We start from the raw sequence: 26,871 nt of genomic DNA on the forward strand, positions 1-26,871 counted from the left end.
TGACCGGCGGCGTGACGTCGTCCGGTGCGGGGCGACCTCGGCCTCAGCCTCGGCTCAGAGGGCGAGCGCCTTCTGCATGATGGCGGCCTGCTCCACAGCGTGGACCTTCGGGGATCCCGTGGCCGTGGACGCTGCGGCGGACCGTGACACGACACGGATCGTGCGACCATCGAGCTCGGGGACGACGTTCAACGCGATGAACGGCCAGGCTCCCTGGTTCTCGGGCTCATCCTGGACCCACACCAGCTCCGCGTTCGGGTACCGGTCGAGCACCGCGCGCAGTTCGTCGATGGGCGCCGGGTAGTACTGCTCCAGGCGCACGAGCGCGATGCCGTCGTTCGGGTTCTTCTCGAGCTCGGCCTTGAGGTCCCAGTGGATCTTGCCCGCGTGCAGGAGCACGCGCTTCACGCCCGAGGCGTCGATGGACCGCGTGTCGTCGATGACCGGCTCGAACCGGCCGGTGAGGAAGTCCTCGACCGGGCTGGTCGCACCGCGCAGGCGCAGCATGGCCTTCGGGGTGAAGACGATCAGCGGCCGACGCGGTCGTGCGTAGGCCTGACGGCGCAGCAGGTGGAAGTACGACGCCGGGGTGGAGGGCCGCGCGACCGTCATGTTGTCCTGCGCGCACATCTGCAGGTACCGCTCGATCCGGGCGGACGAGTGATCCGGTCCCTGACCCTCGTACCCGTGGGGGAGAAGGAGGACGACGCTCGACTGCTGAGCCCACTTCTGCTCCGCAGACGAGATGAACTCGTCGATGACGGACTGCGCGCCGTTGCCGAAGTCGCCGAACTGCGCCTCCCACAGCACCAGCGCGTCGGCCCGCTCGACGGAGTATCCGTATTCGAAGGCCATCGCGGCGTACTCGCTGAGCAGCGAGTCGTAGACCCAGAAGCGGCCCTGGTCGTCGCTGAGGTTCGTCAGCGGGATCCACTCCTGGCCGTTTCCGCGGTCGTGGAGCACGGAGTGGCGCTGCACGAAGGTGCCGCGGCGCGAGTCCTGGCCCGCGAGGCGGACGTTGGTCTTCTCGAGCAGAAGCGACCCGAACGCCAGCAGTTCGCCGAACGCCCAGTCGATCGCGCCGTTGCGGCTCATGTCCGCGCGCTTGTCGAGCAGCTGCTGCAGCTTCGCGTGCACCGTGAAGCCCTCGGGCTTGTTCACGAAGGCATCGCCGATGAGGTGCACGACCTCGCGCGAGACGCCCGTGGATTCCGGCTGGCCGGACGCGGGCTCGACATCGGCCTCGGCATCCACCACCGGGGAAGAGCCGGTCTCGGCGGCGTGCGTCTCGGCGAACGCGACCTCGAGGCGGTTCTGGAAGTCGCGCTTGGCCTGCTCGTACTCCTCCTCGGTGATGTCGCCACGTCCGACGAGCGACTCGGTGTACAGACGGCGGACGGATCGCTTCGCCTCGATGAGGTTCGTCATGAGCGGCTGGGTCATCGAGGGGTCGTCGCCCTCGTTGTGGCCGCGGCGCCGGTAGCAGACCAGGTCGATGACGACGTCGCGGTGGAACTCCTCGCGGTAGGCGAAGGCGAGCTGCGCGACGCGGGTGACCGCCTCGGGGTCGTCGCCGTTCACGTGCAGGATCGGCGCCTGGATGGTCTTGGCGACGTCGGTGGCGTAGACCGAGCTGCGGGCATCCTGCGGCGTCGTGGTGAAGCCGACCTGGTTGTTGACCACGACATGGACCGTGCCGCCGGTGCGGTAGCCCCGCAGCTGCGACATCTGGAGCGTCTCCACGACCACGCCCTGACCGGCGAACGCTGCGTCGCCGTGGACGAGGATGGGCAGCCACGAGAAGGTGCCGATGGGCTTGCGGTCCTGCTTGGCGCGGACGATGCCCTCCAGCACACCATCGACGGTCTCGAGGTGCGACGGGTTCGCCGCGAGGTAGACCGGAAGCTCGGCGCCGTCGTCGGCGGAGAACGTGCCCTCGGTGCCGAGGTGGTACTTCACATCGCCGGATCCGCTCTTCGAGCCGATCGCGACCTGTCCCTCGAACTCGCGGAAGACCTGACCATACGTCTTCCCGGCGATGTTGGTGAGGACGTTCAGACGCCCTCGGTGCGCCATGCCGATCGCGGCTCCGTCGAGACCGGCTTCCGCGGCTCCCTGGAGGATCTCGTCCAGAAGAGGGATGAGCGACTCGCCACCCTCGAGGCTGAAGCGCTTCTGACCGACGTACTTCGTCTGCAGGAACGTCTCGAACGCCTCGGCCTGGTTGAGCTTGTCCAGGATGCGGAGCTGCTCGTCATGCGTCGGCTTCTGGTACTTCTGCTCGACGTTGCGCTGGAACCACGCGCGCTGCTCCGGGTCCTGGATGTGCATGTACTCGAGGCCGATGGTGCGGCAGTACGAGTCGCGGAGCACGCCCAGGATGTCGCGGAGCTTCAGCTGGCGCTTGCCGCCGAAGCCGCCGGTGACGAACTCGCGGTCGAGGTCCCAGAAGGTGAGACCGTGGTTCTCGATCTCGAGGTCCGGGTGGGTGCGCTGGACGTACTCGAGCGGATCGATGTCGGCCATGAGGTGGCCGCGGACACGGAAGGAGTTGATCAGCTCCTGCACGCGCGAGGTCTTGTCGACCCGCTCGGCGAGGTCGACGTTGATGTCGTTCGCCCAGTGGATCGGCGCGTAGGGGATGCGCAGCTCGGCGAAGATCGAGTCGTAGAACCCGCGCTGCCCGATGAGGAGCTCGTGCACCTTCTTCAGGAACTCACCGGAGCCCGCACCCTGGATGACGCGGTGGTCGTAGGTCGAGGTGAGGGTGATCGTCTTGCCGATCGCCAGCTCGCTGAGCGTCTTCTCGCTCGCGCCCTGGAACTGGGCAGGGTACTCCAGCGCGCCGGCGCCGACGATGCAGCCCTGCCCCTTCATCAGGCGGGGCACCGAGTGCACGGTGCCGATGCCGCCGGGGTTGGTCAGGGAGATCGTCGTGCCCTGGAAGTCGGCCGCGGTCAGCTTGTTCTTGCGGGCGCGCGTGACCAGGTCCTCGTAGGTGCTGAGGTACTCGCCGAAGGTCAGCTGGTCCGCGCGCTTGATGCTCGGCACGAGCAGCGCGCGGGTGCCGTCGGGGCGCGGCAGATCGATCGCGATGCCGAGGTTCACGTGCGCCGGAGCCACGACCGAGGGCTTGCCGTCGACCTCGGCGTAGAAGACGTTCTGGCTCGGGAACTCCTTGAGCGCCTGGATGATCGCCCAGCCGATGAGGTGGGTGAAGCTGACCTTCCCGCCCCGCGTGCGCGACATGTGGTTGTTGATCACGATCCGGTTGTCGATCATGAGCTTCGCGGGGACCGTGCGCACACTCGTCGCGGTGGGGACGGTGAGGGACTCGTCCATGTTGGCGGCGAGCGCCTTCGGCATCCCCTTCAGAACGGTCACCTGGTCTTCGGCCTGCTCGCTCGCCTCGGACGGTGCCGCAGCGGGAGCCTGCGCCGGGATCGGCTGCGGAGACGCGGGGCGTGCGGTGGTCCGCGCGACGGGCTGCGACCCGATGGTGGGGATCGGCGCCGTCACCGGCTTCGGCTCTTTCGTGGTGGGGGCCGCCTTCGCCGACGGTGCCGCCGCCTCGGTCACCGACGCGGTCGGCGCCGGTGCGGACGCCTGCGGCTTCTCCGCCCCGTCCACCGGGGTGTAGGACTCGAGAATCGGCCACCACGCCTTGTCGACGGAGTTCGGATCGACGCGGTACTGCTCGTACAGCTCGTCGACGAGCCATTCGTTGGCTCCGAACTCTCCTTCGTTCGAAACTCCAAGGCCCGTCACCTGGCTCGACACGCTGGATCGCCTGCTTTCATCGATGAATGTCCGTGGGTCGCGGGGGCGCGGACGCGCTCACGCGCACGACCTGACAAGCCTAACCCCATCCGCACCCGGCGTTCGGGGTGCAGGGGGGCCCATCAGAGATAAGAATCCGCAGAATCATCCGCACAGGAAGGGTCACTACTCTTGGGCGCCATGGAGTTCTACGGCGCGCAGCCCGATGTCGATCTGACCTACTCCGACGTGTTCCTCGTCCCGCGTCGCTCGGCGGTGACCAGTCGTCTCGATGTCGACCTCTCCCCGCGTGACGGCACGTCCGCCACGATCCCGCTCGTCTCGGCGAACATGAACTCCGTCACCGGGGCGCGGCTGGCGGCCACCCTCGCCCGCCGCGGAGGCCTCGGGGTGCTCCCGCAGGACATGCCGCTGCAGGAACTGGATGCGGCGATCCGCTGGGTGAAGAGCCAGCCGGTGCGCTGGGACACTCCGCTCGTGCTGCCCCCGGAGGCGACCGTCGCCGACGCGGCACGCCTGCTCCCCGCCACCCCGGGGCACGGGATCGTCGTCGCCCCGTCGGATCAGGCGACGGATGCCGGCATTCCGCACGATCGGATCCTGGGGGTCGTCCCCGCCGAGCGCCTCGGCACCGCGCTGGCGGATGCCCGGCTCGGAGATCTCGTCCGCGGTCACGCCGTCTCGATCGAGGCGGAGGACATCGGCTCGTCCCGTGCGGCCTTCGACGTCCTCGTGGCGGCGGATGCGGCGACCGTCTGCGTCGTGGAGAGGGGCCACCTGGTGGGCACGCTCTCGCCGCGGACGGCGCTGCGGTCGACGCTGTACCGTCCCGCGGTGGACGCCGACGGCCGGCTCATCGTCGCGGCCGCCGTCGGCATCAACGGCGATGTGGCGGCGAAGGCCCGAGCCCTGGTCGCCGCGGGTGTCGACGTGCTGGTCGTCGACACCGCGCACGGCCACCAGGAAGGAATGCTGCGGGCGCTGCGGACCGTGTCCGATCTCGGACTCGGCGTCCCGATCGCCGCCGGCAACATCGTCACCGCGGACGGGGTCGCCGATCTCGTCGACGCCGGTGCCGGCATCCTGAAGGTCGGGGTCGGACCCGGTGCGATGTGCACCACGCGCATGATGACCGCCGTCGGCCGGCCGCAGTTCTCCGCCGTCCTGGAGACGGCGGAGGCCGCGCGGGAGCGCGGAGCGCACGTGTGGGCGGACGGCGGCGTGCGCTACCCGCGGGACGTCGCGCTGGCGCTCGCCGCGGGAGCGGCATCCGTCATGATCGGGTCGTGGTTCGCCGGCACGATCGAGGCGCCCGGCGAGGTGCGCACGGACGCCGACGGGCGCGCGTACAAGGAGTCGTGGGGCATGGCCTCCACGAAGGCGGTGCACGAGCGGTTCGGACGCCTCGACCCCTACGAACTCGCGCGCAAGGAGCTGTTCGCCGAGGGCATCTCCTCCTCGCGCATCTACATCGACCCGCTGCGGCCGAGCCTGGAGGACCTGCTCGACATGATCACCTCCGGCGTCCGCTCGTCGTTCACCTATGCGGGCGCGGCCACCGTGCCCGAGTTCCGCGAGCGCGCGCGCGTCGGTCTGCAGTCCGCCGCCGGTTACGAAGAGGGCAAGGCGCTGCCGGTCAGCTGGTAGGTGCCCCGCCCGCGCGTGCGCAACTCCTCCGATCCGCGGATCCGGGGGGCTCGCTCGGTCCGTTCCGGTCGGCGTGGGCGCGGATCTGAGGAGTTCGGTCCGGGCGGCGACGGGGCGGCACGCGTGCGGCGGCGTCCCGTACACTTCTGCTCCATGGACGACCCTCCTAGTTGCAGACCCGTGCCCCACCGCTCCGCCTCCCCGAACGAGGGAGGTGACGTGTGATGGATTACGTCATGTTGGGCGTGGGGCTGCTGCTCACCATCGGAACAGGACTGTTCGTCGCCAGCGAATTCGCGCTGGTCAATCTCGACCGCGCCGACCTCGAGGCCCGCCGCGAGGCGGGAGAGACCCGGCTGTCGCTGACCATCAGCGCGCTGCGGATCACCTCGACCCACCTCTCCAGTGCACAGCTGGGCATCACCCTCACCACGCTCCTCACCGGGTACACGATGGAACCGGCGATCTCCAACCTCCTGCGCCCGGTGTTCACCGCGTGGGGGATGCCGGAGGCCCTCGTCTCGCCGGTCGCGGTGATCGTCGCGATCAGCGTCGCCACCATCTTCTCGATGATCATCGGCGAGCTCGTCCCCAAGAACTTCGCCCTCGCGGTGCCGCGTCAGACCGCCAAGCTCGTCATTCCCTTCCAAGTCGCATTCACGACGGTCTTCCGTCCGGCCATCCGGATGCTGAACGGCAGCGCCAACGGCGTCCTCCGGGCCCTGGGCGTCGAGCCGAAGGAAGAGCTGTCCGGAGCCCGCACGGCCGAGGAGCTGTCGAGCCTTGTGCGCCGTTCGGCGAGCGCGGGCGTCCTGGAGAAGGACACCGCATCGCTCCTGGACCGCAGCCTGCGGTTCTCGCGTCTCACGGCCGCCGACGTCATGACCCCGCGCCCGAGCATCCACGCCGTCGCCGCCGGCGACTCCGCCGAGGACGTCGTGCAGCTCGCCCGCCGGACCGGGCACAGCCGCTTCCCCGTCTACGACGACTCGATGGACGACATCACGGGCATCGTGCACCTCAAGGCCGCGATCGGCGTCCCGCGCGACCGGCGCGCCGACGTCCCCGCGGCGGCGCTGTCGACGGAGCCGCTGCGCGTCCCCGAAGCCGTGCACCTCGATGTCCTGATCGCCGAGCTCCGCGCCCGCGGGTACCAGATGGCCGTCGTCGTCGACGAGTACGGCGGGACGGCCGGTGTGGTCACCCTCGAGGACCTCGTCGAGGAGATCGTCGGCGAAGTCCTCGACGAGCACGACCGGCGCCGCGCGGGTGTCGTCCGCAGCGGCGACTCGGTCCTCCTGCCAGGCGACCTCCGCCCCGACGAGGTGCGCGACCGCACGGGCATCCTGATCCCGGAGGGGGAGGTCTACGACACGGTGGGCGGCTACATCATGAGCGTCCTGGAGCGTATCCCCGCCGTCGGCGACAAGGTCTCCATCGACGACGGCGACCTCGAAGTGCACCGGATGGACGGACGCCGAGTCGACCGGGTGCGCTTCACCCCCTCGCCCGTCGCCGTCCCCGTGCCGGGCTCGTCGCGCACCGCCGAGTCGAAGGCGGGTGATCGCCGATGAACGATTGGGCGGGACTGGCCTGGCTGGTCGTGCTGCTCGCGGCCAACGCCTTCTTCGTCGGCGCCGAGTTCGCCGTCATCTCCGCGCGGCGCTCGCAGATCGAGCCGCTCGCCGAGAAGGGCTCCCGCGCGGCGAAGACCGCACTGTACGCGATGGAGCACGCCACGCTCATGCTCGCGACCAGTCAGCTGGGCATCACCATCTGCTCCCTGCTGATCCTGAACGTCTCCGAGCCGGCGATCCACCATCTCCTCGCGGAGCCGCTCGGCCTCACCGGCCTCCCCGAGGCGCTCGTGGACACGATCGGCTTCGTCGTGGCGCTGCTGATCGTCTCCTATCTGCACGTGGTCTTCGGCGAGATGGTGCCGAAGAACCTCGCCTTCAGCGTCCCCGATCGTGCGGTGCTGATGCTCGCGACCCCGCTCGTGTGGGTCTCGAAGCTCTTCCACCCGATCATCGTGACGCTGAACTGGATCGCCAACCACATCGTGCGTCTGGCGAAGGTGGAGCCGAAGGACGAGGCCGCCTCGACGTTCACGCTGGAAGAGGTCGCCACGATCGTCAACCAGTCCCGCATCGAAGGCGTCCTCGACGATGCGGCGGGCACGGTGGCGGCGGTGATGGAGTTCACCGACAAGAAGGCGGCCGACATCGCCGTGCCGATGAGCGACCTCGTGACCCTGCCGCAGCACACGACCCCGGTCGAGATCGAGCGGGCCGTGGCCAAGCACGGCTTCTCGCGCTACGTCATCATCGACGACGAGGGACTCCCCGTCGGCTACGTCCACCTGAAGGACGTGCTGCGCGCCGCGGAGGACCCGGAGCTGGCGGCGGACGTCGCGCGCCCGGTCCCGAGCAAGCGGATCCACCATATGGTTCCGGTGCTGGAGACGACCGACCTCGAGGACGCGCTGGCCGTCATGCGCCGCGCGGGACGACACCTCGCGCAGGTCCGAGACGCGGAAGGCACCACGACGGCGGTGCTGTTCCTCGAGGACGTCATCGAAGAGCTCGTCGGCGAGGTGCAGGACGCCACCCGACGCGGGGTGCGGTGAGATGACCGCACCCGCCGCGCCGAACGACCCGCTCTGGGCGGAGACGGACGCCCGCGCGCACGTCCGCGCGCCGCGCTCCGACGACGACAAGTACCGGCGCGGGGTGGTGGGGCTGCGCACCGGCGCGGACGAGTACCCGGGCGCCGCGGTCCTCGGCGTCGAAGCGGCGTGGCGGTCCGGCGCCGGTATGGTCCGTTACATCGGGCCGCGTCGTGCGGAGGACCTCGTCCTCGCGCGGCGTCCCGAGACGGTCACCGCGGGCGGTCGGGTGCAGGCGTGGGTGCTCGGCTCGGGAACGGATGCCGCGACCCGGGCGCCGGCGGAGACCTCGGCGCTCCGGGATCTTCTCGACGGGGAGGTCCCGATCGTCGTCGATGCGGGCGCCCTCGACCTGGCCCCGGACGCTTCGGCGCCGCGCATCCTGACGCCCCACGCGCGCGAGCACGATCGTCTGCGTGCGGCGCTCGGACTCGCCGACGCGGGCGCGGATCGCGCGGCATCCGTCGCAGAGACGGCGCGTGCCGTCGATGCGGTCGTGCTCCTCAAGGGCGCGCGGACCCTCGTGGCGGCACCGGACGGCACGCTCCTCGCGGTGGAGGCCGGCACTCCGTGGCTCGCGACCGCGGGAACGGGCGACGTCCTCGCCGGAATCATCGGCGCCCTTGTGGCGGCCGCCGCCGCAGACCACCCCCGCCTCGATCCGCGGCGATTGGCAGGACTCGCCGCGACCGGCGCGTGGGTGCACGGGCGTGCCGCGCGCCGTGCCTCCGCGCGGCACGCGGGTGGGCCCATCACCGCTCTGGACGTCGCGGAGGCCGTCCCCGCGGTCCTCGGCGAGGAGCTCGCGGCCGGTTCCCAGCCTCGGTGAGACACGCCGCGCTCCCTAGGATGGGACCGTGTCGAGGCGGGCGGCGTTGTGGTGCGGGTTCGCCCTCGTGCACGCCCTCGTCATCGTCCTGGGTCTCGTCGACGGACGCGCCGCCTCGTGGGACGTCGACCAGCTCTACCGGTGGTGGGCGGGCACGACGATCCGGGGCGACGCGATCCCCGGCGTCACCATGGAGTGGATCTACCCGCCCCTCGCGCTGGTGCCGATCGTCCTGGCGGGCTTCCTCGGCGCCGTCGTCGACTTCACCCTCGCGTGGGGACTGCTGGTCACCGCGGCGGATGCCGTCGCCTTCGGCATCCTGATCGGCACCGCCCGCTCGCGGGGTCGCATCGCGGCCGCGCTCTTCTGGCTCGCCGCGATCCTCGCCCTCGGCGGTGTCGGCATGTATCGCCTGGACGCCGTCACCGTGCCGCTGGCGATCCTCGGCTGCGTGTGGCTCATCGGTCGTCCGTGGCTCGCCTCCGCGCTGCTCGCGGCGGCGACCTGGATCAAGGTCTGGCCGGCGGCGCTCCTGCTCGCCGCGATGATCGCTGTCCGTCGTCGGGGAGCGATCATCGGCGGCGGCGCGGCGCTCAGCGTCGTCGTGGTCGCCCTCGCACTGTCAGCGGGCGGCGCGGCCCACCTCCTCGGCTTCGTGGGGGACCAGGCCTCCCGTGGGCTGCAGCTGGAGGCTCCCGTCAGCTCGGTCTACGTCCTGCTCGCACTGGCCGGCTCGTCCGGGGCCGCGGTGTACTACGACCCCGACATCGTCACCTTCCAGGTCACGGGTCCGAACGTCGACGTCGTGATCGCCCTCATGACCCCCCTCCTCGTCCTCGTCGGCGCGGCGCTCGCAGCCGTCGGCGCCGCGAAGGTCGCGCGCGGGGCCCGCTTCGTCTCCCTCTTCCCTCCGCTCGCGCTCTCGCTGGTGCTCGCGCTGATCGCGGTGAACAAGGTCGGCTCGCCGCAGTACATGGTGTGGATCATCGCGCCCTTCGTGCTCGCCCTGGTGATCGATCGACGGGCCTGGGCGGGACCGGCGCTCCTGGCGCTGGTCATGACCGCAGCCACACAGGTGCTCTTCCCGTGGACGTACGACGCGCTGCTGGCGCTGCAGCCGGCCGCGGTCGCGCTGCTGCTGGGGCGTAACCTGCTGGAGGTGGTCCTGTTCGTCTGGACCGTGGCGCGCCTTGTGGCCGTCCCCACCGCCGCCCGCGTCGCCGCGGGCGATCCCCGACCCGCCTCCCCGGAAGGACACCCATGATCGTCGCCTTCTCCGTCGCGCCGAGCGGCACCGGCCGCGCCGACGGCTCCGTCCACGATGCGGTGGCCGCCGCCGTGCGGGTCGTCCGCGACAGCGGTCTGCCGCATCGCACCTCGTCGATGTTCACCGAGATCGAGGGGGAGTGGGACGAGGTCTTCGATGTCGTCAAGCGTGCGACCGAGGCCGTCACGCCGTTCGGGTCGCGCGTCTCGCTCGTGCTGAAGGCCGACATCCGCCCGGGGTACACCGGAGAACTGGACGGCAAGCTCGAGCGTCTCGAAGCGGCGATCGAGCGGTCCTGAACCGGAGGCTCAGTCCTCCAGCAGTCGCCGCAGGTGCGTGCCCACCGCCGCGGTCTCGATGAGGAAGCCGTCGTGGCCGAAGTCGCTCGCGAGCACGACGGCGCGGTCCCCGTCGATCGTGCGACGGATGCCGCGGGCGATGCGGTGCTGGCCCTCGATCGGGAAGAGGCGGTCGCTGTCGATTCCGAGGACGAGTGTGCGCGCCTGCACGCGCTGCAGCGCCTCCTCGATGCCGCCGCGGTCGCGCCCCACGTCGTGCGAGTTCATCGCCTCGACGAGGGTGAGGTAGGAGTTCGCGTCGAACCGGCGGGTGAACTTGTTGCCGTGGAAGTCGAGGTAGGACTCCACCGCGAAGCGGCCGCCGTGTCCGAGCGGGCTGACGCCGGACTGCCAGGAGCGCTGGAAGCGCTGATTCAGCTCGGTGGGCGAACGGTAGTTCAGCAGAGCCATGCGGCGGGCGAGGGCCAGGCCGCGGTGCGGCCCGTCCCCGTCGCCGGCGTCGTAGTACTGGCCGCCGGCGAAGCGGGGGTCGAGGCGGATCGCTCCCAGTTGGACGGAGTTCAGCGCGATCTGATCGGCGGTGTTCACGGGCGGCGCCGAGAGGACCGCGAGGCGCTCGACGCGCTCCGGGAGGCCCACCGCCCATTCCAGCGCGTGCATCCCGCCCATGGAGCCGCCGATCACGGCGGCCCAGGCGTCGATGCCGAGGGCATCGGCGAGGCGGGCCTGTGCGGCGACCTGGTCGCGCACGGTGAGATACGGGAAGCGCGCGGCCCACTCGTATCCGTCGGGGGCGATGCTCGCCGGGCCCGTCGACCCCTGGCATCCGCCCAGCATGTTCGGCGCGACGACGAACCACCGATCGGTGTCGACCGGACCGCCGGGCCCGACGATGTCGTCCCACCAGCCGCTGGTCGGATGCCCGGGTTCGGCCGGTCCTCGCACGTGCGAATCGCCCGTGAGGGCGTGCAGGATGAGGACCGCGTTGTCGCGCGTCTCGTTGAGCGTGCCCCAGGTCTCGTAAGCGAGGCGCACCACCGGGATGTCGTCGCCGCTCTCGGTGCGGAGTGCGCCGAGCGGCGCGAAGCGGCGCTGCCCCGGGGCGTCTCCGTCGCGCCACGCTCCCGTCGCGGGCGGCCGGCCGAGCAGCGACCGGGCGTCGGCCTCCGTCACCGGCGCGGAGGGCACGGTGTCTTCGGAGGTCTGCCAGTCCATCGTCGTGAACCTCCTTTCGCGCGAGGTACCAGGCTATGTCGACGGGTGGGTGTGCTCGCGCGTGTTACGTCCCAGCGGGGTGCCGATCATCCGAAGTCACGTCCGCCCTGGAGGTCTACCGAGGGTGCACCCACCGTTCCGCTCGCGATGCAGATCGCTTCGGCACCGCGCCCTTCACTTGCGAACGGCACGAGCACCTGGAACGTCCCGTCGCCGATGTCGGTGACCGTCGAACCGCCCGAGGGTGAATCCGCGGAGTACGAGTAGAGCTCCGAGGTCTCTCCGTATTCGTTCGAGGTCGCGCCCCAGCACAGCAACCAGGCATCGAGCTCCGTCAGAGCGCTGTCGGGCGAGCGTTGCTCGGACGCGGCCTCGGGTGCGGGTGCCGCGGTCACGGTTGCGGTCACTGTGGCTGTGGGAGCGTCCACGGTCACGTTCGGCTCCGCCGAGCTGACGCAGCCTGCGAGTGCCGGCGTGATGAGCATGGCTGCGGCGAGCATCGTGATCAATCGTGTGCGCGGTAGGTGCATCGGGTGAGTCTAGACGGTGGTCCAATCGGCGACCCGGCATGGGCGCGGGTGTTCACGCGTCGACCCCCCCTCACCCGGCGAACGGGCCGACTTCGTACGTCGCCCCGTGCTGCCCGGCCAGGGCGACCGGGATGCCGTCGACCGTCTGGACGAATCGCCCCGATCCGTCCAGCGCGGCGGGGAGCCGGGCATCGATCGAGGAGAACGTGCCGACCGTCTCGTTCGAGATCCACACGACGTCGCGGCCGAGCCGCCGCCCCAGGTCGGTGGCGAAGGCGGCGAACCGGTCGCGGGCGGGCGCATCGAGGTACATCAGGACGGCGCTGTGGAACACCACCAGGGTGGCGTCCTCCGGCGCCGTCGCCGCGGCGTCTTCGAGCCGGGTCCGCAGATCGCCGGTGATGATCTCGGGCGGATCGGCGGCGGCGATCGCGGCCGCCGCCCGCAGCTGCCGGACCCGGCGGTCGTGGTCGGGACCGGGCCAGACGAGCGTCGCGAGCCAGGCGACGGCGTCCGCGTCAGCCGCGTCGATGCGGGAGAGGTCGATTCCGCGGCGCCAGACCACCTCGGGTGCGGCGTCGGGCACGATGTCGGCGCGGTCGACGCGACAGACCAGATCGACTGCGGAGGACGCCGGGATGACGCGAGATCCGGCCGGTGTCTCGAAACGGTAGCCGTAACGGTCGGGGAAGAGGCAGAGCCCGGCGGCCGCTCCGACCTCGAGCAGCGCGAGCGGTCCGGGGAGGCGGCACAGCGGTGGCAGCAGGGTGGCGCAGCGACCGGGCTCGTTGGTTTGCGTGGACCGCGTCGCGGCGGTGTTGACGACGACCTCCCTGTGCTGCTCCAGCCACACGCGCGCCGACGCCCAGTCATCGAGCGGGCATCCGTTCCACCGCATCGCCGCGAAGATCAGATTCGGCTGGCGCATCCGCGGGGGGAGCCCGGCGACCCATCCCACGAGATCCGGCGCATCGGCGAACCCGACCGCCCATTCCTCGTACAGCGGCGAGGTGCCGTGCGCCCAGCGGCGCCCGAAGTCGGCATACGCCGCGGCGATGCGCGCCTCCCCGTCCCCGGTCATCATGGGGCCAGGGTACGGCGGGAAGGATTCCCCCGCGACGACCCCGGGCCCCTGACCGGGCCGTCAGAATGTGGTCATGTCCCGCTTCCTCCTCATCGCCGCTTCGAGCGGCATCGGTCAGGCCACCGCCGAACTGCTGCGCAGTGCAGGGCACGACGTGGTCACCACCGCTCGCAACAGCGAGAAGATCACACCGGATGCCGAACTGGACGCCACCGACTTCGACGCGGTCGATCGCCTCATCGCCGAGGCCGGCGACGTCGACGGCGTCGCGTGCTTCGCCGGCTCGATGCTCCTCAAGCCCGCTCATCTGACGTCGCGCGCGCAGTACGACGACATCGTGGCGGCGTCGCTCACGACGGCCTTCGCCACCGTCCGTGCGGCCGGGCGCCACCTCCGGGGTGGCGGATCCGTCGTCCTGGTGTCCTCCGCCGCCGCGATGGCCGGGCTGTCGAACCACGACGCCATCGCCGCCGCCAAAGCCGGCGTGATCGGACTCACTCTGTCGGCGGCGGCGAGCTATGCCGCGCAGAACCTGCGCATCAACGCCGTCGCTCCGGGGCTCACGCAGACACCGCTGACGGCCGGACTCACGGCGAGCGAACAGTCCCGGAAGGTGTCCGAGGCCATGCACGCGCTCGGCAGGCTCGGCGAGCCGGAGGACGTCGCGCGCGCCGTCGTGTTCCTCCTCGACCCGGCGAATCACTGGATCACGGGCCAGGTCCTGGGCGTCGACGGCGGCCTCGGCCACGTGCGCCCGAAGGTGCGCGTGTAAGTCCTCTCACAGGGATGACGGCGCCCCGGCCGGTGAGGTCGGGGCGCCGTCATCGACGCGCGGTGGGTGGCGTGTCAGGCGCGCGCGGCCTCCGACACGCGACGTGCGGCCGCGAGCGCCTGATCGAGGTCGGCCTTGAGGTCGTCGATGTTCTCCAGACCCACCGACAGGCGCACCAGACCCGGGGTGACGCCCGCGGTGAGCTGCTGCTCGGGGGTCAGCTGCGAGTGCGTGGTGGATGCCGGGTGGATGACCAGCGAGCGTACGTCGCCGATGTTGGCGAGGTGGCTGAAGAGGGTCAGCGCGTTGACGAATTCGCGACCGGCCTCCACGCCGCCCTTGAGCTCGAACGAGAGCACCGCGCCGACGCCCTTCGGGGCGTAGGTGTTCGCCGCGGCGTACCACGGGGACGTGGGCAGGCCCGAGTAGTTCACCGACGCGACGTCGTCGCGGCCCTCGAGCCACTCGGCGATCTCCTGTGCGTTCTGCACGTGGCGCTCGATGCGCAGCGACAGCGTCTCGATCCCCTGGATCAGCAGCCAGGCCGACTGCGGCGAGATGGCCGCACCGAGGTCGCGAAGCAGCTGCACGCGAGCCTTGATGATGTAGGCGAGCGGGTCGCCCACGGCGGCGGTGTAGCTGGCGCCGTGGTACGAGGGGTCGGGAACGGTGAGGCCCGGGAAGCGGTCGACGTTCTGCGACCACGGGAAGCTGCCGCCGTCGACGATGACACCGCCGATGACCGTGCCGTGGCCGCCGAGGAACTTCGTCGCCGAGTGGATGACGATGTCGGCCCCGTGCTCGAACGGCTTGATGAGGTACGGGGTGGCGATGGTGTTGTCCACGATGAGAGGGACGCCCGCCTCGTGGGCGACGTCGGCGACGGTGCGGATGTCGAGCACGTTGATCTTCGGGTTGCCGATGGTCTCGGCGAAGAAGAGCTTGGTGTTCGGGCGCACCGCCGCGCGCCACTCCTCGGGGTCGTCCTGGTTCTCCACGAACGTCGTCTCGATGCCGAGCTTGGCGAGGGTGTACTTGAAGAGGTTGTACGTGCCGCCGTAGATCGAGCTCGACGAGACGATGTGGTCGCCGGCTTCGGCGATGTTCAGCACCGCGAAGGTCTCCGCGGCCTGACCGCTCGCGACGAGGAGGGCCCCCGTGCCGCCCTCCAGCGCCGCCAGACGCTGCTCGACGACATCCTGCGTCGGGTTCTGGATGCGGGTGTAGATGTTGCCGAACTCGGCCAGGGCGAAGAGATTCGCGGCGTGGTCGGCGTTGTCGAAGACATACGACGTCGTCTGGTAGATGGGGGTCGCACGAGCCTTCGTCACCGGGTCGGGCTGCGCGCCCGAGTGGATCTGCTTGGTCTCGAAACGCCAGTTCTCGGGTGCGGACATGGCTTGCTCCTGCGGTTTCTGGGCGCCGGGGCGGACGCACCCGGTCGAGTACCGACAGTAGGCAACGGATGCCGCGGCGACAACGGTCGGGAAATGTGACGTAACGAACCGGCCTCCCGGGTCCGGCGGTCGCGGTGGGTAGCGTGGAGGCCATGACGATCAGACGTGCAGTGGTGACCGGAGCGAGCTCGGGTATCGGCGAGGCGACGGCGCGAGCCCTGCGCACCGCCGGATGGGACGTCGTCGGCGTCGCGCGGCGCGCCGACCGCCTGCGCCGACTGGAGGAGGAGATCGGCATCCGCGCCTACGCCGCCGACCTGACGTCCGCGCCCGACGTCGACGCGCTCGTCGGATGGCTCGCCGAGACCGGACGCGTCGATGCCCTCGTGCACATCGCCGGCGGCGCCCGCGGGGCGGATCGGGTCGAGGACGGCACCGCGGAGGACTGGCAGTGGATGTTCGAGGTCAACGTCCTCTCGGCCCAGCGCCTGGTCGCCGGTCTTCTGCCGCAGCTGCGCGCCGCGGCGGAGGAGACGGGCCACGCCGACACCGTGTTCGTGACCTCCACCGCGGCGCAGACCGCCTACGTCGGCGGGGCGGGCTACAACGCCGCGAAGGCGGGGGAGGCGATGCTCGTCCACGCGCTGCGGCTGGAGCTGAACGGCGAACCGATCCGCGTCGTGGAGGTCGCTCCGGGCATGGTGCAGACGGAGGAGTTCACCCTGAACCGCCTGCGGGGTGACGCGCAGAGCGCGGAGCGGGTCTACGAGGGGGTCGAGGCGCCGCTCACCGCGGGGGATGTCGCCGACGTCATCGCCTACGCGCTCGCCGCCCCACCGCACGTCAACCTCGACCTCGTGACCATGCGCCCCGTCGCGCAGTCGGCGCAGCACCTTCTGGCGCGGGGGCCGCTGCGTCCGCGCAGCGCGTAGCCCGCCCGCGGGTCGCCCTCACCCGGCCGCGGTGACCTCGGCCGAGACCTCGTCCGCGAACGCGACGCGAGGGACGAAGACGAGCAGCACGGCGGCCAGGAATCCTCCCGCGGCGCAGATGGCCCACACCGCCATGTAGCCTCCGAGGGATGCCGCGGTCTCGCTCGCGACGATGCCGGCGCCGGCGGCGAGGACGACGCCGAAGACGGCGGACGCGAACGTCCCCCCGATCGTCTTCGTCGTGTTCGTCAGCGCCGAGGCGACCCCCGTCTGCCCGCGGGGCGCCGCGGCGGCCGCAGCGGCGGGCATGGCGCCGACGAGGGCGCCCGAGCCGAGCCCGGCGATGCCGAGGTTCAGCAGGACCTGCCAGAGCTCCTGGTGGAACGGCAGGAAGAGGGTGTAGCCGATGCCGACGAGCGCGGCCGAGCCGATGAGGATCAAGCGCGGACTCGCCCGTCGCGAGGTCACCGCGAACAGCACGGCGCCGACGATGAGGGAGACGAGGTAGACGCCGATGACGTTCGACCGCCCGGTCGCGTCCAGACCCAGACCGTAGCCGAGCGCCGGATCGGTGCCCGCATAGGTCGACAGCGGTCCCTGGGCGCCGAGCAGGCTGATCCCGACGAGGAAGGCGGTGGCCTGCACCGGCCACATCTCCGGACGGCGGAGCACGCGGATGTCGATGGCCGGGTCGTCCTGACGCAGCTCGAAGCGCACGAAGAGCACGACCATCGCGATGCCGAGGGCCAGCAGGAGCCACACGATCGGCGAGCCCGCGCCGTTCAGACGCAGGAACGTCAGCGCGCTGGTGAGGAGGAGCAGGGCGAGGGTCAGGATGACGAAGCCCCCGGTGTCCAGGCGTCGTCCGCGCACGGGCTCCGACTCCGGCACCGCGACGGCGATGACGACGCACGTGAGTGTCACGGCGATCGCCGGGATCGTCAGGGTGAGCGCCAGATCTCCGCCGGTCGCGGCGAAGATGCGCCCCGCGGCGAGAGCGCCGATGATGGCGCCGGCCTGGAGTCCCACCACGAGGAGACCGGCCGCGCGACGCGTCAGCGACACCCCTCGGTTCTGCCGACGTCCCCGCTCGAAGATGAGCGCGATCTCGAGCGGCAGCCACACCACATAGAACCCCTGGAGCGCCCACGCGATCAGGAACGACCAGAAGTCCCCGGCGAAAGCGAGCCACCAGCTGGCGCCGGCGGTGAGGATCGCCGAGACGAGCAGGATCTTCTTGTGCCCGTACATGTCGCCGAGCTTGGCCAGGATCGGCACCACGATCGCCGACAGGAGCAGCTGCGCCGCCTCGAACCAGTTGACGTCGGCGTCGGTGACCCCGAGGCGGATCACGATGTCGCTGAAGAGCGGGACGTAGAACCCCTGCAGGATGCCGCTGGTGACCTCGACGAGGACGAACCAGCCGATCAGGCCGGCGGTGATGCCGAGCGCGGACCCGCGCAGGCGGTCGGCGGCGGCGGAGGCGCGGGACACGCGCTGAGGATAACACCGCGCCCCGCCTAGGCTGGGTCCTCGCGTGGACGACAGCGGGGAGGGCAGCTCATGGAGGGCGACGATGCGACGGCGGATGCGGCGGCACCTCGAGGTCTGGCGGCGCTGACGGCGGACGGCCTCCTCGATCCCGGGTGGGCGGCGGCGCTCGCCCCGGTCGCCGACGACATCGCCGCGCTCGGCGATCGCCTCCGCGCGGAGACGTCGGCCGGGCGCGGATACCTCCCCGCGGGCCGCCACGTGCTGCGCGCGTTCGCGGCGCCGCTGTCGGACGTGAAGGTGCTCATCGTCGGGCAGGATCCGTACCCGACGCCGGGGCATCCCATCGGTCTCTCCTTCGCCGTGGACGCGGCGGTCCGGCCTCTGCCGCGCAGTCTCGGCAACATCTCGCGCGAGCTCGTCGACGACCTCGGCATCGATCCGCTCCCGCACGGCGACCTCTCCGCGTGGAGCGCGCAGGGCGTCATGCTGCTGAACCGGGTCCTCACGGTGGCGCCGGGTGCTCCAGGCTCGCACCGCGGATGGGGATGGGAGCAGGTGACGGACTGCGCGATCCGCGCCCTCGTGGCGCGCGGCCGTCCGCTCGTCGCCATCCTCTGGGGGAAGGATGCCGCCTCGCTCCGCCCGCTGCTGGGCGACACCGACGTCATCGCATCGGCCCACCCGTCGCCGCTGTCCGCCCGGCGCGGCTTCTTCGGCTCGCGACCGTTCTCCCGCGCGAACGCGCTGCTCGAGGCGCAGGGCGCCCCGCCGGTGGACTGGCGGATCTCCGATGCCGACGCCGGGCCCCGCGGCGCCGCGTAGGCTGACGCCATGCTCGAGGAGGAATACGACCGCGACCGCCGCCGTCTGCCCTGGCACCTTCGTCGCCGGCCGGCGCCGGAGCCCGCATTCTCGTACGTGATCCGCCCGGTCGAGGACCGTGACGTGCCCGACATCCGCGAGATCTACAACTACTACGTCACCAACTCCGTCGTGACCTTCGACGAGAAGAAGTGGTCGCTCGCGCAGTGGCGCGACAAGGTCGCGCACCTCCGCAAGCTCGATCTGCCCTTCCTCGTCGCGCAGTCGCCCTCCGGCCAGATCCTCGGATACGCCCTGGTGGCGCCGTGGTCGGGCAAGTCCTCGTACCGCTACACGGTGGAGAACTCGATCTACCTCGGTCAGGCCGCCACCGGGAAGGGCCTCGGGCGGGCGCTTCTGGAGGCGCTCATCGAGGCCTGCGAGGAGCAGGGGATCCGTGAGATCGTCGCCGTGATCAGCGACAAGGGCGCGGAGGGCTCGGTCGCCCTCCACGAGAAGCTCGGCTTCACCGAGGTGGGCCGCATGGGCCGCGTCGGATTCAAGTTCGGTCGCTGGCTCGGAACGATCTACCTGCAGAAGTCGCTGAGCCCCAAGAAGAAGCGCCGGCTGTTCGGCCGCTGACGGTCACGGGCGCTCGGCGGCGTCCTGCACCGCGCGCACGACCTCCAGCCACGGGCCGACGAGGGCCGACTCCGAGAGGGTCGCGGTGCGCTCGGGCACCTCCTCGCCCGGACACGAGGCGCGGATCCGCCAGACGAATCGATCGGCGCCCGCGGTCTCGGGCGCCTGCTCCTCCCACGGGCAGCGCGCGAGGAGGGCGTCCCAGCGGCCGCGCGCGTCGTCGACGGCGACGGTGTGCCATCGGCGGCGGATCCCGGCCATTCCGCCGGATCGGGTCACCTCGACCTCGAGAGCGCCCGCCTGTGCGCGCTCGGCGTCTGTCGGGTCAGGGGACGGGTGGTTCATCGCTGTCGACGCCGACCTCCGCCCATGCGGCCCGGACGGCGCGTGCCTCCTCGGACTGCCCACCGTACTCCCTGGTGGCGGTGCGCACCGTGGCGGCCGCGAACGCGGTGAAGTCGGCATCCGTAGGGAGCTCCCTCGCCGCGAGCGTGCGGTACCAGATGCGCCCGGCGCGCTCCCACGCGAATCCGCCGAGGGCGGTGGCCACGAGATGGAACGCCCGATTCGGGATGCCGGAGTTGATGTGGACCCCGCCGTTGTCGTCGTCGGTGACGACGAAGTCGCGCATGTGCCCGGGCTGGGGGTCGCGACCGAGCACGTCGTCGTCGTAGGCCGTGCCGGGGGCGGCGAGCGAGCGGAGGGCGCGGCCCTGGACCGCAGCGGTGAAGATGCCTTCTCCGATGAGCCAGGAGGCCTGGTCGGCGGTCTGGCCGCGCAGGTGCTGCTCGGCGAGCGCACCGATGACGTCCGCGAACGACTCGTTCAACGCGCCGGACTGCCCTCGATAGTCGAGGCCGCCCTCGGCGTCGATGACTCCGTGGGCCAGCTCGTGCGCGATGACGGAGAGTGAGCGGGTGAACCCGGTGAACACCTCGCCGTCGCCGTCGCCGAACACCATGCGCTCGCCGTTCCAGAACGCGTTGTCGTAGTCGATGCCGTAGTGGACGGTGGCGGGGAGCTCGCCGCCGCGTCCGCTCAGGCCGTCGCGGCCGAACGCGTCCCACAGGAGGTCGTACGTGGCCCCGAGCCCGTCGAAGGCTTCGTCGACGGCGTCGTCGAAGGTCGCCGGGTCGTCTTCGCGTCGCACCAGGCGTCCGGGGAGGCGCTCGCTGTTCCCGGCATCGGAGATCGCGCGGTCCGGGCCCGGAGCCGTCTCGGCGACGAGCGCGCCGTCGGCATCGATCGACAGGCGCAGACGCGTGCGTCCCGGGCGGTACTCACGGCGGACCGCCAGCGTCGCGCGCGCGGCGTGCGCCGCGTGCGCGAAGCGCTCGGGCGGAGCCGCGGCGAGGCGGGCCAGAAGGTACGGGGGGACGATCGCGGCGGCCATGGACAGACCCTAGTCCGAGCGGGCGACATCCGTTCCGTCGGGCGCGATACCGTCGGGGGGCGGAGGGAGGACGGGCGCCGCGGCGAGGAGCGCCTGCGTGTACGGATGCTGCGGCCGGGCGAGGACCACGGCCGTCGTTCCGCGCTCGACGATGCGCCCGTCCTTCATGACGGCGATCTCGTCGCACACGTGCGCCACGACGCCGATGTCGTGCGAGACGAGGACGAGGGTCAGATCCTCTTCGGTCCGCAGCTGCGCCAGCAGCTCGATGATGCGGGCCCGGACGCTCACGTCCAGCGCCGACAGCGGTTCGTCGGCGAGGAGGAGGCGCGGGCGGTGGACGACGGCGCGCGCGAGCGCGATGCGCTGACGCTGCCCCCCGGAGAACTCGTGCGGGAAGCGGTCGGCCGCGTCGGCGTCCAGCCCCACCCGGAGGAGGACCTCCGCGACCCGGGCGCGGTGATCACCCGGCATCCCGAGCGCCCACAGCGGCTCGCCGACGATGCGGCCGACGCTCATCCGTGCGTCGAGGGAGGCGTAGGGGTCTTGGAAGACGACGCCCGTGAGCGCGCGCAGCCAGTGCAGCGAGCGGGTCGCGCCCGCGGCATCCACCGGTCGGCCGTCCACCTCGACGGTGCCGGAGGTCGGGACGTCGAGCGCGGCGAGCAGCCGTACGAGGGTGGATTTGCCCGATCCCGATTCGCCGATGATGCCGAGCGAGGACCCGGCGCGGATGTCGAGATCGGTCGCGTGCAGCGCCGTCGTCCGGGTGCGGGGGCCGAAGGGCCGCTCCCGAGCGCCGGCGTGGACGCGGGCGAGAGAGCGCGCCCGCACGAGGGGCGATGATGCGGCGGCGGGGGTCATCGCGGTTCCTCGTCCGGTCGAGTCGATGCCGGCGGGACCCAGGACGTCGCCCGCGCGTCGCGCAGGAGCCCGCGCGTGATCTCCGACGACGGTGCGGTCAGCAGGGTCTGCACCGGCGCATCCTCCACCACGCGGCCCCGGTGGAGGACCACGCCGTGCGTGGCGATCAGCGACAGGACCGCGAGGTCGTGCGTGATGAAGAGGAGCCCCCGTCCCTCGTCCTCGACGAGATCGCGGAGGAGGGTCAGGATGCCGGCCTGCACCGTGACGTCGAGGGCCGTGGTCGGCTCGTCGGCGATCACGAGGCGGGGCGCAGAGGCGAGGGCCGCGGCGAGCGCGACCCGCTGCCGCTGTCCGCCGGACAGCTGGTGCGGGTAGCGGCGGACGATCCGCGCGGGGTCGGGGAGCGCCATCCGCTCGGCGAGCTCGATCGCGCGACCCGCCGCGTCCGCGCGCGACATGCCGTCGTGGATGCGGAGCGATTCGATCATCTGCCGCCCGACGCGGCGCACGGGGTTCAGCGCCGTCTGCGGCTCCTGGAAGACCATCCCGATGTCGCGGCCTCGGAGCCGCGCGAGCGCGCGATCGTCGAGATCGCGGAGATCTTGGTCGTCCCAGAGGATCCGGCCGCCGACGGTGGCGGCATCCGGCAGCAGGCCGAGGATCGCGAGCGCCGTGAGCGACTTGCCCGAACCCGATTCGCCGATGAGCCCGACCCGGGCGCCGTCGGGAACGGCGAACGAGACGCCGTCGACGACCCGGCGTCCGCCGATGTCGATGGTCAGGTCGTGCACGGCGAGGCTCACGCGACCACCTCCGGCACGTGCGTGCGCGCGGTGCGAGCGGCTCCGCGCGCACCGCGGAGCGTCGGATCCGTCGCCTCGCGGAGGCCGTCGCCGAGGAGGTTGAGGCCGAGCACCGTCGCGGTGATCGCCAGACCCGGCCAGAGCACCGAGAGCGGGTACACGGTGAGGTACTGCTGGAGCTCGGCGAGGAGGAGACCCCATGAGGGTTCGGTCACGGGTGCACCGAACCCGAGGTACGACAGCCCTGCCTCGGCGAGGACCGCCACGGCCATGCCCCACGACAGCTGCACGATGAAGACGGGCGCGACGTGGGGGAGCAGGTGGCGCGTCAGGTTCTGGACGGGGGTGAGCCCTGCCGCCCTCCCGGCGAGGACGACGTCGCTGTGCAGTACGCGGCGGAGCTCGGGTCGGGTGACGCGGGCGATGTTGACCCCGAACCCGATGCCGACGGACCAGATCACCACGGCGAGGGACCCGCCCCAGACGGCGGAGATCATCATGGCGATGAGCAGCACCGGGAACGCGATGAGGATGTCGACCAGCACCGCCACCGACTCGCGGACGACACGGGCGGTGAGCGCGCCGAGGGCGGCGAGGACGAGCCCGAGGCCCGTCGCGATCGCGCCCGCACCGATCGCGACGACGACGGTCGTGCGTGCTCCCGCCATCACGAGACTCAGGATGTCGCGTCCCGACCCGTCCGTCCCGAGCGGATGGGCGAGGCCCGGAGGGCTCCATCGCGCGGCCAAGTCGACCTGCTGCGGGTCGAACGGCGTCCAGACGGTGGCGACGAGTGCGGTGAGTGCGACCGCGGCGATGACGACCAGTCCGAATCGGCCCGTTCCGAGAGCCCAGAGGCGCGCGAGCCAGCCCCAGCGGACGGCGCGGACGCGCGCACGGCGCTGACGGCGGAGGGCGGCGCGGCTCATGCGGTCTCCCGCTGGCGGGGATCGAGCGCGCGGTGGGTCAGGTCGACGACGAAGCCGACGAGGAGGACGAAACCGGTCAGGGCGACCAGCGCGCCCTGCACCTTGGGGAGGTCGCGCGCGGCGACGTCGGCCACCAGCATCCGTCCGATCCCGGGGAGCGAGAAAAGCTGCTCGATGACGACGGCGCCGACGATGATGCCGGCGATCTGCAGGCCCAGGACCGTCACCACCGACAGGCCGACGACGGGGAGTCCGTGGCGGACCAACGCGGTGGTGCGGGTGAGTCCGCGTGCCGCGGCGGCGCGGACGTGGTCCTGCCCGAGCGCGGCGAGTGTCGCGGACCGGACGAACCGCAGGAGCATCGCGCCCTCGATCAGTCCGATCGTCAGGGCGGGGAGGATCAGCGCGCGGAAGGCCGCGGCAGGGTCCGCCCACCCTTCGCGGGGGAAGCCCTGCGCGGGCAGCCACCCGAGCCAGACCGCGAAGACGACGACGAGCATCATCCCGGCCCAGACGACGGGTACGGCGGCGAGCGTCTGCGCGCCGACGCTGAGCGCCGTGCCGTCGGTCCGCGCGCGTCGAACCGCCGAGACGACGCCGAGGGGGAGGCTGACGGCGAGGGCGATCAGAAGCGACAGGATGCCGAGCGGCACGGTCACGGCCGCGCGGCGCACGAGCTCCTCGCCGACGCCGGCGCCGGTCAGCAGGGAGGTGCCGAGATCGCCGCGGAGGAGTCCCGCGAGCCAGTCGAGGTACTGCAGGGGCAGTGGGCGGTCCAGGCCCAGGCGGGTGCGGATGGCCTCCTGCTGCTCAGGTGTGGATCCGGTTCCCGCGATGAGCTGTGCGACGTCGCCGGGAAGCACGCGCAGGGTGACGAAGATGACCGCGCTGGCGACGAACAGCCCGAGCAGGAGCAGGGCTGTGCGCGTCAGGGCGTATCGGATCACCCGTCGCTCTTGGTGAGGGCGGCCAGGTTCATCCGCTCGTTGACGTTGGTGGTCGGCATCCCGTCGATGCCGGTGCCGACGGCAACGACCGAGGCGCCGTTGTAGAGCCAGTCGGCGGCCGCGTCCTCCGAGACGATGCGTGCGGCTTGGGCGAGGAGCTCGTCGACCTCGGCGGGGTCGGTGGCGGCGAGGGCATCGGCGTAGAGCTCCTGCACCTCCTCGTTGTCGTAGGTGAAGTAGTAGTCGGGGTTCGCCCAGTTCTCGAAGTCCCGCGCCTCGGTGTGCAGGACGAAGCTGAGGTCGTAGTCGCGGTTGACGTAGACGTCGTTGAGCCACGTCGAGAAGTCGACCGATTCCACACGCAGCTCGATGCCGACCTCGTTGAGGTTGGACACGAGCACCTGGGGAATGGTGGTCGGGTAGAAGTTCGGGATGGTCAGGGTCAGCTCGAGGTCTTCCGCATCGGCGGCGATGAGGAGCTCGCGGGCCGCCGCGGGGTCGTAGGGTGCGAGGTCCGACAGGTCCTCGTAGCCGGGGTCCAGCTCGGGGATCGGGCCGTACTGCGTCTCTCCCGCGCCGAGCGCGGTGACGAACGCCTGGTGGTCGATCGCCTGACGGATGGCCTGACGCACCCGCCGGTCGGCCAGCGGCGAGCCGTCCTGCTGATTGAAGGCGAGCGTCGCCTTGTCGGTGGAGGGCCCGATCTCGAGGGCGAAGGTGCCGTCGGCTTCGATCTGCGGCCCGAGGTTCGCGTCGAACCCGGTGACGACGTCCACTTCGCCCGCGAGCGCGGCGTTCAGCGCGGACTGGTTGTCGGGGATGTAGTCGAAGACGACTTCGGCCACACCGGCGGGGTCGCCCCAGTAGTCGGCGTTCCGGGCGAGGACGATGCTGTCGCCGCGGAGCCAGGTCTCCAGCGCGAAGGGACCGGTGCCGTTGGCCGTGGTCTTGTAGTCGATGTCGGTCTGCTCGTCGAGGATGATGCCCGCGCGCCCGGACAGGTTCCACAGCAGCGAGGAGTCGGGCTCGTCGAGGGTGAGGGTGATCTCCTGGCCGTCGGCGGTGATCTCCCGGATGCCGGCGAGCCGGGCGGAGTCGCGCCATTCGGCGTCGCCGCGTCGGGTGGTCAGCGACCACACGACGTCCTCGGGGGTGAGTTCTTCGCCGTTGTGGAACAGGACCCCCTCGCGCAGGGTGAAGGAGTAGGTCAGCCCGTCGGGTGAGATGTCCCACTCCCTCGCGAGCGCGGGCACGATCTCCTGCTCGGGGGTGCGGGCCACGAGCCCCTGATACACGTTGTCGACGAGCACCTGGTCGAGCGCGGCTCCGGCGGTCTGACGGATGTCGAGGTTGCTCGGCTCGAGCACGAGGCGGATCGCGACCGACGCGTTCGGGTCGGGGGTGCCGGTCGATGTCGGGGCGGGGGCGGGGGCGGCGGTGCAGGCGCTCAGGGCCAGGGTGCCGACGAGGGCCAGCGTCGATGCGGCCAGGGTGGTGCGGCGGAGCATGCCCGTCCTTTCAGGGGGCCGTGTCATCCGGACACGACGGGACCGAGGGGGCGCGGGCCGCTCGGGTGCAGACCGCGATAGACCAGCCTAGATGCTCCGCACGAGGGCGGCGAGGGTCTGCGGCTGATCCTCCTGCACGTTGTGACCGGCATCCATGCGGACGATCCGGGCTGAGGGGAGCCGCGCGCGGAACTGCCACTCGTCGTCGTCGGTGAGGAAGCCCCGTTCGGCACGGACGAGCGTGAGCGGCGCGGTGACGGCGGCGAGGTCCTCCCACCCTGCGGCGCCCAGCACCGCGGCGACGGCGTCCGGGCCGGCGGCCGCGGTGCTGCCGTCCGCCGCGGACGCGGCGCTGTCGTGGGCCAGGCGCGCGAAGTGGTGCTTCCACTCCACCCGCCCGTCGGGGCGGACCCGGGTGTTGAAGAAGACGCCCCGCGCCACCTTGGCGCGGGCGCCGCCGCCGAGACCGAAGGCGAGCGCCCGGTCGACGACCTCGTCGCGGGTGGCCCAGTCGGTGGGCCCGGCGAAGAAGGCGCGCAGCTGCGCGGCGCCGCCGTTCGGGTCGATGCCGGGGGTGATGTCGACGACCACCAGGTCGCGGACGAGCTCGGGAGCGGATGCCGCGACCGCCGCCGCGGTGAGGCCGCCGAGCGAGTGCCCCACGAGCACCTGCGGTCCGTCGGCCCACGCGCGGATCCCCTCGACGATGTCGGGGGCGAGGACGCGGCCGACATACGCCGCGTCCTCGCGCCAGGAGGAGTCGCCGTGGCCGGGGAGGTCGATCGCGAGGGCGGGGAGCCCGAGGGCGAGGATCGTGGTGTCCCAGGTGTGGGCGTTCAAGCCCGCCCCGTGCAGGAAGGTGACCGCCGGGCCCGCCGTCGGAGCCGTTGCGGGGGTGTAGCGCAGTGCGCTCAGCGTGCGGCCGTCCGCGAGGGTGCGGAAGAGACGTTCGGCCCGGGGGAGCGGGCCGGTCGCGCCCGCATCGACGGCCTGCGCGGAGAGGAAGGAGAACTCGTTCTCGGGCTCGGTCATCCGCCCATTCTGTCCGGTCGGAGGCGCCCGGTGCG

At 71.5% G+C, this 26,871-nt stretch carries 24 protein-coding genes; 10 read left to right on the top strand and 14 right to left on the bottom strand.

The window, feature by feature from the left end; all coding sequences use genetic code 11:
- Positions 1 to 54 precede the first annotated feature (54 nt).
- Positions 55 to 3,780 carry a multifunctional oxoglutarate decarboxylase/oxoglutarate dehydrogenase thiamine pyrophosphate-binding subunit/dihydrolipoyllysine-residue succinyltransferase subunit gene (locus ABXJ56_RS11250; RefSeq protein WP_353999750.1) on the bottom strand — a complete coding sequence of 1,242 codons (3,726 nt, stop codon included), beginning with the start codon at positions 3,778 to 3,780 and terminating at the stop codon, positions 55 to 57.
- A gap of 180 nt (positions 3,781 to 3,960) precedes the next feature.
- Between ABXJ56_RS11250 and ABXJ56_RS11255 the strand changes: the two genes are divergently transcribed.
- From ABXJ56_RS11255 to ABXJ56_RS11280, 6 genes are all read left to right on the top strand, one after another.
- Positions 3,961 to 5,427: a GuaB1 family IMP dehydrogenase-related protein gene (locus ABXJ56_RS11255; RefSeq protein ID WP_353999751.1), complete on the top strand. Its 1,467-nt coding sequence runs from the start codon at positions 3,961 to 3,963 to the stop codon at positions 5,425 to 5,427.
- Positions 5,428 to 5,651: 224 nt separating this feature from the next.
- Positions 5,652 to 7,001, top strand: a complete 1,350-nt coding sequence (locus ABXJ56_RS11260; RefSeq protein ID WP_353999752.1) for a hemolysin family protein — start codon at positions 5,652 to 5,654, stop codon at positions 6,999 to 7,001.
- Positions 6,998 to 8,056 carry a hemolysin family protein gene (locus ABXJ56_RS11265; RefSeq protein WP_353999753.1) on the top strand — a complete coding sequence of 353 codons (1,059 nt, stop codon included), beginning with the start codon at positions 6,998 to 7,000 and terminating at the stop codon, positions 8,054 to 8,056. The genes ABXJ56_RS11260 and ABXJ56_RS11265 overlap by 4 nt, the downstream gene beginning before the upstream one ends.
- Position 8,057: 1 nt before the next feature.
- Positions 8,058 to 8,924 carry an NAD(P)H-hydrate dehydratase gene (locus ABXJ56_RS11270; RefSeq protein WP_353999754.1) on the top strand — a complete coding sequence of 289 codons (867 nt, stop codon included), beginning with the start codon at positions 8,058 to 8,060 and terminating at the stop codon, positions 8,922 to 8,924.
- Between the two features lie 28 nt (positions 8,925 to 8,952).
- The gene (locus tag ABXJ56_RS11275) at positions 8,953 to 10,188 is read left to right on the top strand and encodes a hypothetical protein (RefSeq protein WP_353999755.1); all 1,236 of its coding nucleotides are present in this window, start codon (positions 8,953 to 8,955) and stop codon (positions 10,186 to 10,188) included.
- A complete protein-coding gene (locus tag ABXJ56_RS11280; RefSeq protein ID WP_353999756.1) occupies positions 10,185 to 10,490 on the top strand; it encodes a thiamine-binding protein in 306 nt (101 codons plus the stop codon). The genes ABXJ56_RS11275 and ABXJ56_RS11280 overlap by 4 nt, the downstream gene beginning before the upstream one ends.
- A 9-nt stretch (positions 10,491 to 10,499) precedes the next feature.
- On the opposite strand, the gene metX is transcribed toward ABXJ56_RS11280, so the two are convergent.
- The 3 genes from metX to ABXJ56_RS11295 form a co-directional block, all read right to left on the bottom strand.
- On the bottom strand, positions 10,500 to 11,705 hold the full coding sequence (gene metX / locus ABXJ56_RS11285) for a homoserine O-acetyltransferase MetX (protein ID WP_353999757.1): 1,206 nt from the start codon (positions 11,703 to 11,705) through the stop codon (positions 10,500 to 10,502).
- 86 nt (positions 11,706 to 11,791) lie between these two features.
- Positions 11,792 to 12,235, bottom strand: coding sequence for a hypothetical protein (locus ABXJ56_RS11290; RefSeq protein WP_353999758.1), 444 nt, complete (start codon positions 12,233 to 12,235; stop codon positions 11,792 to 11,794).
- Between the two features lie 70 nt (positions 12,236 to 12,305).
- The gene (locus ABXJ56_RS11295) at positions 12,306 to 13,319 is read right to left on the bottom strand and encodes a DUF2332 domain-containing protein (protein ID WP_353999759.1); all 1,014 of its coding nucleotides are present in this window, start codon (positions 13,317 to 13,319) and stop codon (positions 12,306 to 12,308) included.
- A 73-nt stretch (positions 13,320 to 13,392) separates the two neighbouring features.
- Here ABXJ56_RS11295 and ABXJ56_RS11300 point away from each other — a divergent pair, with 73 nt between their 5' ends.
- The gene (locus ABXJ56_RS11300) at positions 13,393 to 14,091 is read left to right on the top strand and encodes an SDR family NAD(P)-dependent oxidoreductase (protein WP_053547786.1); all 699 of its coding nucleotides are present in this window, start codon (positions 13,393 to 13,395) and stop codon (positions 14,089 to 14,091) included.
- Between the two features lie 74 nt (positions 14,092 to 14,165).
- Here ABXJ56_RS11300 and ABXJ56_RS11305 read toward each other — a convergent pair whose 3' ends face one another.
- Complete coding sequence (locus tag ABXJ56_RS11305; protein WP_353999760.1) at positions 14,166 to 15,488, bottom strand: bifunctional o-acetylhomoserine/o-acetylserine sulfhydrylase; 1,323 nt, start codon at positions 15,486 to 15,488, stop codon at positions 14,166 to 14,168.
- Between the two features lie 152 nt (positions 15,489 to 15,640).
- On the opposite strand from ABXJ56_RS11305, the gene ABXJ56_RS11310 reads away from it, so the two are divergent.
- Positions 15,641 to 16,420 carry an SDR family oxidoreductase gene (locus ABXJ56_RS11310; RefSeq protein WP_353999761.1) on the top strand — a complete coding sequence of 260 codons (780 nt, stop codon included), beginning with the start codon at positions 15,641 to 15,643 and terminating at the stop codon, positions 16,418 to 16,420.
- 18 nt (positions 16,421 to 16,438) lie between these two features.
- Here the strand turns inward: ABXJ56_RS11310 and ABXJ56_RS11315 are convergent, their stop codons facing one another.
- Complete coding sequence (locus tag ABXJ56_RS11315; protein ID WP_353999762.1) at positions 16,439 to 17,914, bottom strand: MFS transporter; 1,476 nt, start codon at positions 17,912 to 17,914, stop codon at positions 16,439 to 16,441.
- 69 nt (positions 17,915 to 17,983) lie between these two features.
- Here ABXJ56_RS11315 and ABXJ56_RS11320 point away from each other — a divergent pair, with 69 nt between their 5' ends.
- Both ABXJ56_RS11320 and ABXJ56_RS11325 read left to right on the top strand, forming a co-directional pair.
- Positions 17,984 to 18,736 carry a uracil-DNA glycosylase gene (locus ABXJ56_RS11320; RefSeq protein ID WP_353999763.1) on the top strand — a complete coding sequence of 251 codons (753 nt, stop codon included), beginning with the start codon at positions 17,984 to 17,986 and terminating at the stop codon, positions 18,734 to 18,736.
- Positions 18,737 to 18,745: 9 nt separating this feature from the next.
- Positions 18,746 to 19,357: a GNAT family N-acetyltransferase gene (locus ABXJ56_RS11325; protein ID WP_353999764.1), complete on the top strand. Its 612-nt coding sequence runs from the start codon at positions 18,746 to 18,748 to the stop codon at positions 19,355 to 19,357.
- A 3-nt stretch (positions 19,358 to 19,360) separates the two neighbouring features.
- Here the strand turns inward: ABXJ56_RS11325 and ABXJ56_RS11330 are convergent, their stop codons facing one another.
- From ABXJ56_RS11330 to ABXJ56_RS11365, 8 genes are all read right to left on the bottom strand, one after another.
- The gene (locus tag ABXJ56_RS11330) at positions 19,361 to 19,702 is read right to left on the bottom strand and encodes a protealysin inhibitor emfourin (protein WP_353999765.1); all 342 of its coding nucleotides are present in this window, start codon (positions 19,700 to 19,702) and stop codon (positions 19,361 to 19,363) included.
- On the bottom strand, positions 19,683 to 20,750 hold the full coding sequence (locus tag ABXJ56_RS11335; protein WP_353999766.1) for a M4 family metallopeptidase: 1,068 nt from the start codon (positions 20,748 to 20,750) through the stop codon (positions 19,683 to 19,685). Before ABXJ56_RS11335 ends, ABXJ56_RS11330 begins: the two co-directional genes overlap by 20 nt.
- A 9-nt stretch (positions 20,751 to 20,759) precedes the next feature.
- Positions 20,760 to 21,614: an ABC transporter ATP-binding protein gene (locus ABXJ56_RS11340; RefSeq protein ID WP_353999767.1), complete on the bottom strand. Its 855-nt coding sequence runs from the start codon at positions 21,612 to 21,614 to the stop codon at positions 20,760 to 20,762.
- Complete coding sequence (locus ABXJ56_RS11345; RefSeq protein ID WP_353999768.1) at positions 21,611 to 22,420, bottom strand: ABC transporter ATP-binding protein; 810 nt, start codon at positions 22,418 to 22,420, stop codon at positions 21,611 to 21,613. The genes ABXJ56_RS11340 and ABXJ56_RS11345 overlap by 4 nt, the downstream gene beginning before the upstream one ends.
- Complete coding sequence (locus ABXJ56_RS11350; RefSeq protein WP_353999769.1) at positions 22,417 to 23,349, bottom strand: ABC transporter permease; 933 nt, start codon at positions 23,347 to 23,349, stop codon at positions 22,417 to 22,419. Before ABXJ56_RS11350 ends, ABXJ56_RS11345 begins: the two co-directional genes overlap by 4 nt.
- Positions 23,346 to 24,296 (bottom strand): ABC transporter permease, encoded by a 951-nt coding sequence (locus tag ABXJ56_RS11355; RefSeq protein ID WP_353999770.1) that lies wholly within the window; start codon positions 24,294 to 24,296, stop codon positions 23,346 to 23,348. The genes ABXJ56_RS11350 and ABXJ56_RS11355 overlap by 4 nt, the downstream gene beginning before the upstream one ends.
- Entirely contained in the window at positions 24,293 to 25,804 is a 1,512-nt protein-coding gene (locus ABXJ56_RS11360; protein ID WP_353999771.1) for an ABC transporter substrate-binding protein, read from the bottom strand. Before ABXJ56_RS11360 ends, ABXJ56_RS11355 begins: the two co-directional genes overlap by 4 nt.
- A gap of 87 nt (positions 25,805 to 25,891) precedes the next feature.
- Complete coding sequence (locus ABXJ56_RS11365; RefSeq protein ID WP_353999772.1) at positions 25,892 to 26,836, bottom strand: alpha/beta fold hydrolase; 945 nt, start codon at positions 26,834 to 26,836, stop codon at positions 25,892 to 25,894.
- Positions 26,837 to 26,871: the final 35 nt, after the last annotated feature.

The organism is Microbacterium aurantiacum, from assembly GCF_040532595.1.
In the GTDB taxonomy this organism is placed as follows: Bacteria; Actinomycetota; Actinomycetes; order Actinomycetales; family Microbacteriaceae; genus Microbacterium; species Microbacterium chocolatum_B.

Excerpts from the sequence above, each read along its gene's own strand:
- ABXJ56_RS11255 (WP_353999751.1), top strand. The coding sequence starts at position 3,961 with ATGGAGTTCTACGGCGCGCAGCCCGATGTCGATCTGACCTACTCCGAC.
- ABXJ56_RS11260 (WP_353999752.1), top strand. The coding sequence starts at position 5,652 with ATGGATTACGTCATGTTGGGCGTGGGGCTGCTGCTCACCATCGGAACA.
- ABXJ56_RS11265 (WP_353999753.1), top strand. The coding sequence starts at position 6,998 with ATGAACGATTGGGCGGGACTGGCCTGGCTGGTCGTGCTGCTCGCGGCC.
- ABXJ56_RS11270 (WP_353999754.1), top strand. The coding sequence starts at position 8,058 with ATGACCGCACCCGCCGCGCCGAACGACCCGCTCTGGGCGGAGACGGAC.
- ABXJ56_RS11280 (WP_353999756.1), top strand. The coding sequence starts at position 10,185 with ATGATCGTCGCCTTCTCCGTCGCGCCGAGCGGCACCGGCCGCGCCGAC.
- metX (WP_353999757.1), bottom strand. The coding sequence starts at position 11,705 with ATGGACTGGCAGACCTCCGAAGACACCGTGCCCTCCGCGCCGGTGACG.
- ABXJ56_RS11290 (WP_353999758.1), bottom strand. The coding sequence starts at position 12,235 with ATGCACCTACCGCGCACACGATTGATCACGATGCTCGCCGCAGCCATG.
- ABXJ56_RS11295 (WP_353999759.1), bottom strand. The coding sequence starts at position 13,319 with ATGATGACCGGGGACGGGGAGGCGCGCATCGCCGCGGCGTATGCCGAC.
- ABXJ56_RS11300 (WP_053547786.1), top strand. The coding sequence starts at position 13,393 with ATGTCCCGCTTCCTCCTCATCGCCGCTTCGAGCGGCATCGGTCAGGCC.
- ABXJ56_RS11305 (WP_353999760.1), bottom strand. The coding sequence starts at position 15,488 with ATGTCCGCACCCGAGAACTGGCGTTTCGAGACCAAGCAGATCCACTCG.
- ABXJ56_RS11310 (WP_353999761.1), top strand. The coding sequence starts at position 15,641 with ATGACGATCAGACGTGCAGTGGTGACCGGAGCGAGCTCGGGTATCGGC.
- ABXJ56_RS11320 (WP_353999763.1), top strand. The coding sequence starts at position 17,984 with ATGGAGGGCGACGATGCGACGGCGGATGCGGCGGCACCTCGAGGTCTG.
- ABXJ56_RS11325 (WP_353999764.1), top strand. The coding sequence starts at position 18,746 with ATGCTCGAGGAGGAATACGACCGCGACCGCCGCCGTCTGCCCTGGCAC.
- ABXJ56_RS11330 (WP_353999765.1), bottom strand. The coding sequence starts at position 19,702 with ATGAACCACCCGTCCCCTGACCCGACAGACGCCGAGCGCGCACAGGCG.
- ABXJ56_RS11335 (WP_353999766.1), bottom strand. The coding sequence starts at position 20,750 with ATGGCCGCCGCGATCGTCCCCCCGTACCTTCTGGCCCGCCTCGCCGCG.
- ABXJ56_RS11340 (WP_353999767.1), bottom strand. The coding sequence starts at position 21,614 with ATGACCCCCGCCGCCGCATCATCGCCCCTCGTGCGGGCGCGCTCTCTC.
- ABXJ56_RS11350 (WP_353999769.1), bottom strand. The coding sequence starts at position 23,349 with ATGAGCCGCGCCGCCCTCCGCCGTCAGCGCCGTGCGCGCGTCCGCGCC.
- ABXJ56_RS11360 (WP_353999771.1), bottom strand. The coding sequence starts at position 25,804 with ATGCTCCGCCGCACCACCCTGGCCGCATCGACGCTGGCCCTCGTCGGC.
- ABXJ56_RS11365 (WP_353999772.1), bottom strand. The coding sequence starts at position 26,836 with ATGACCGAGCCCGAGAACGAGTTCTCCTTCCTCTCCGCGCAGGCCGTC.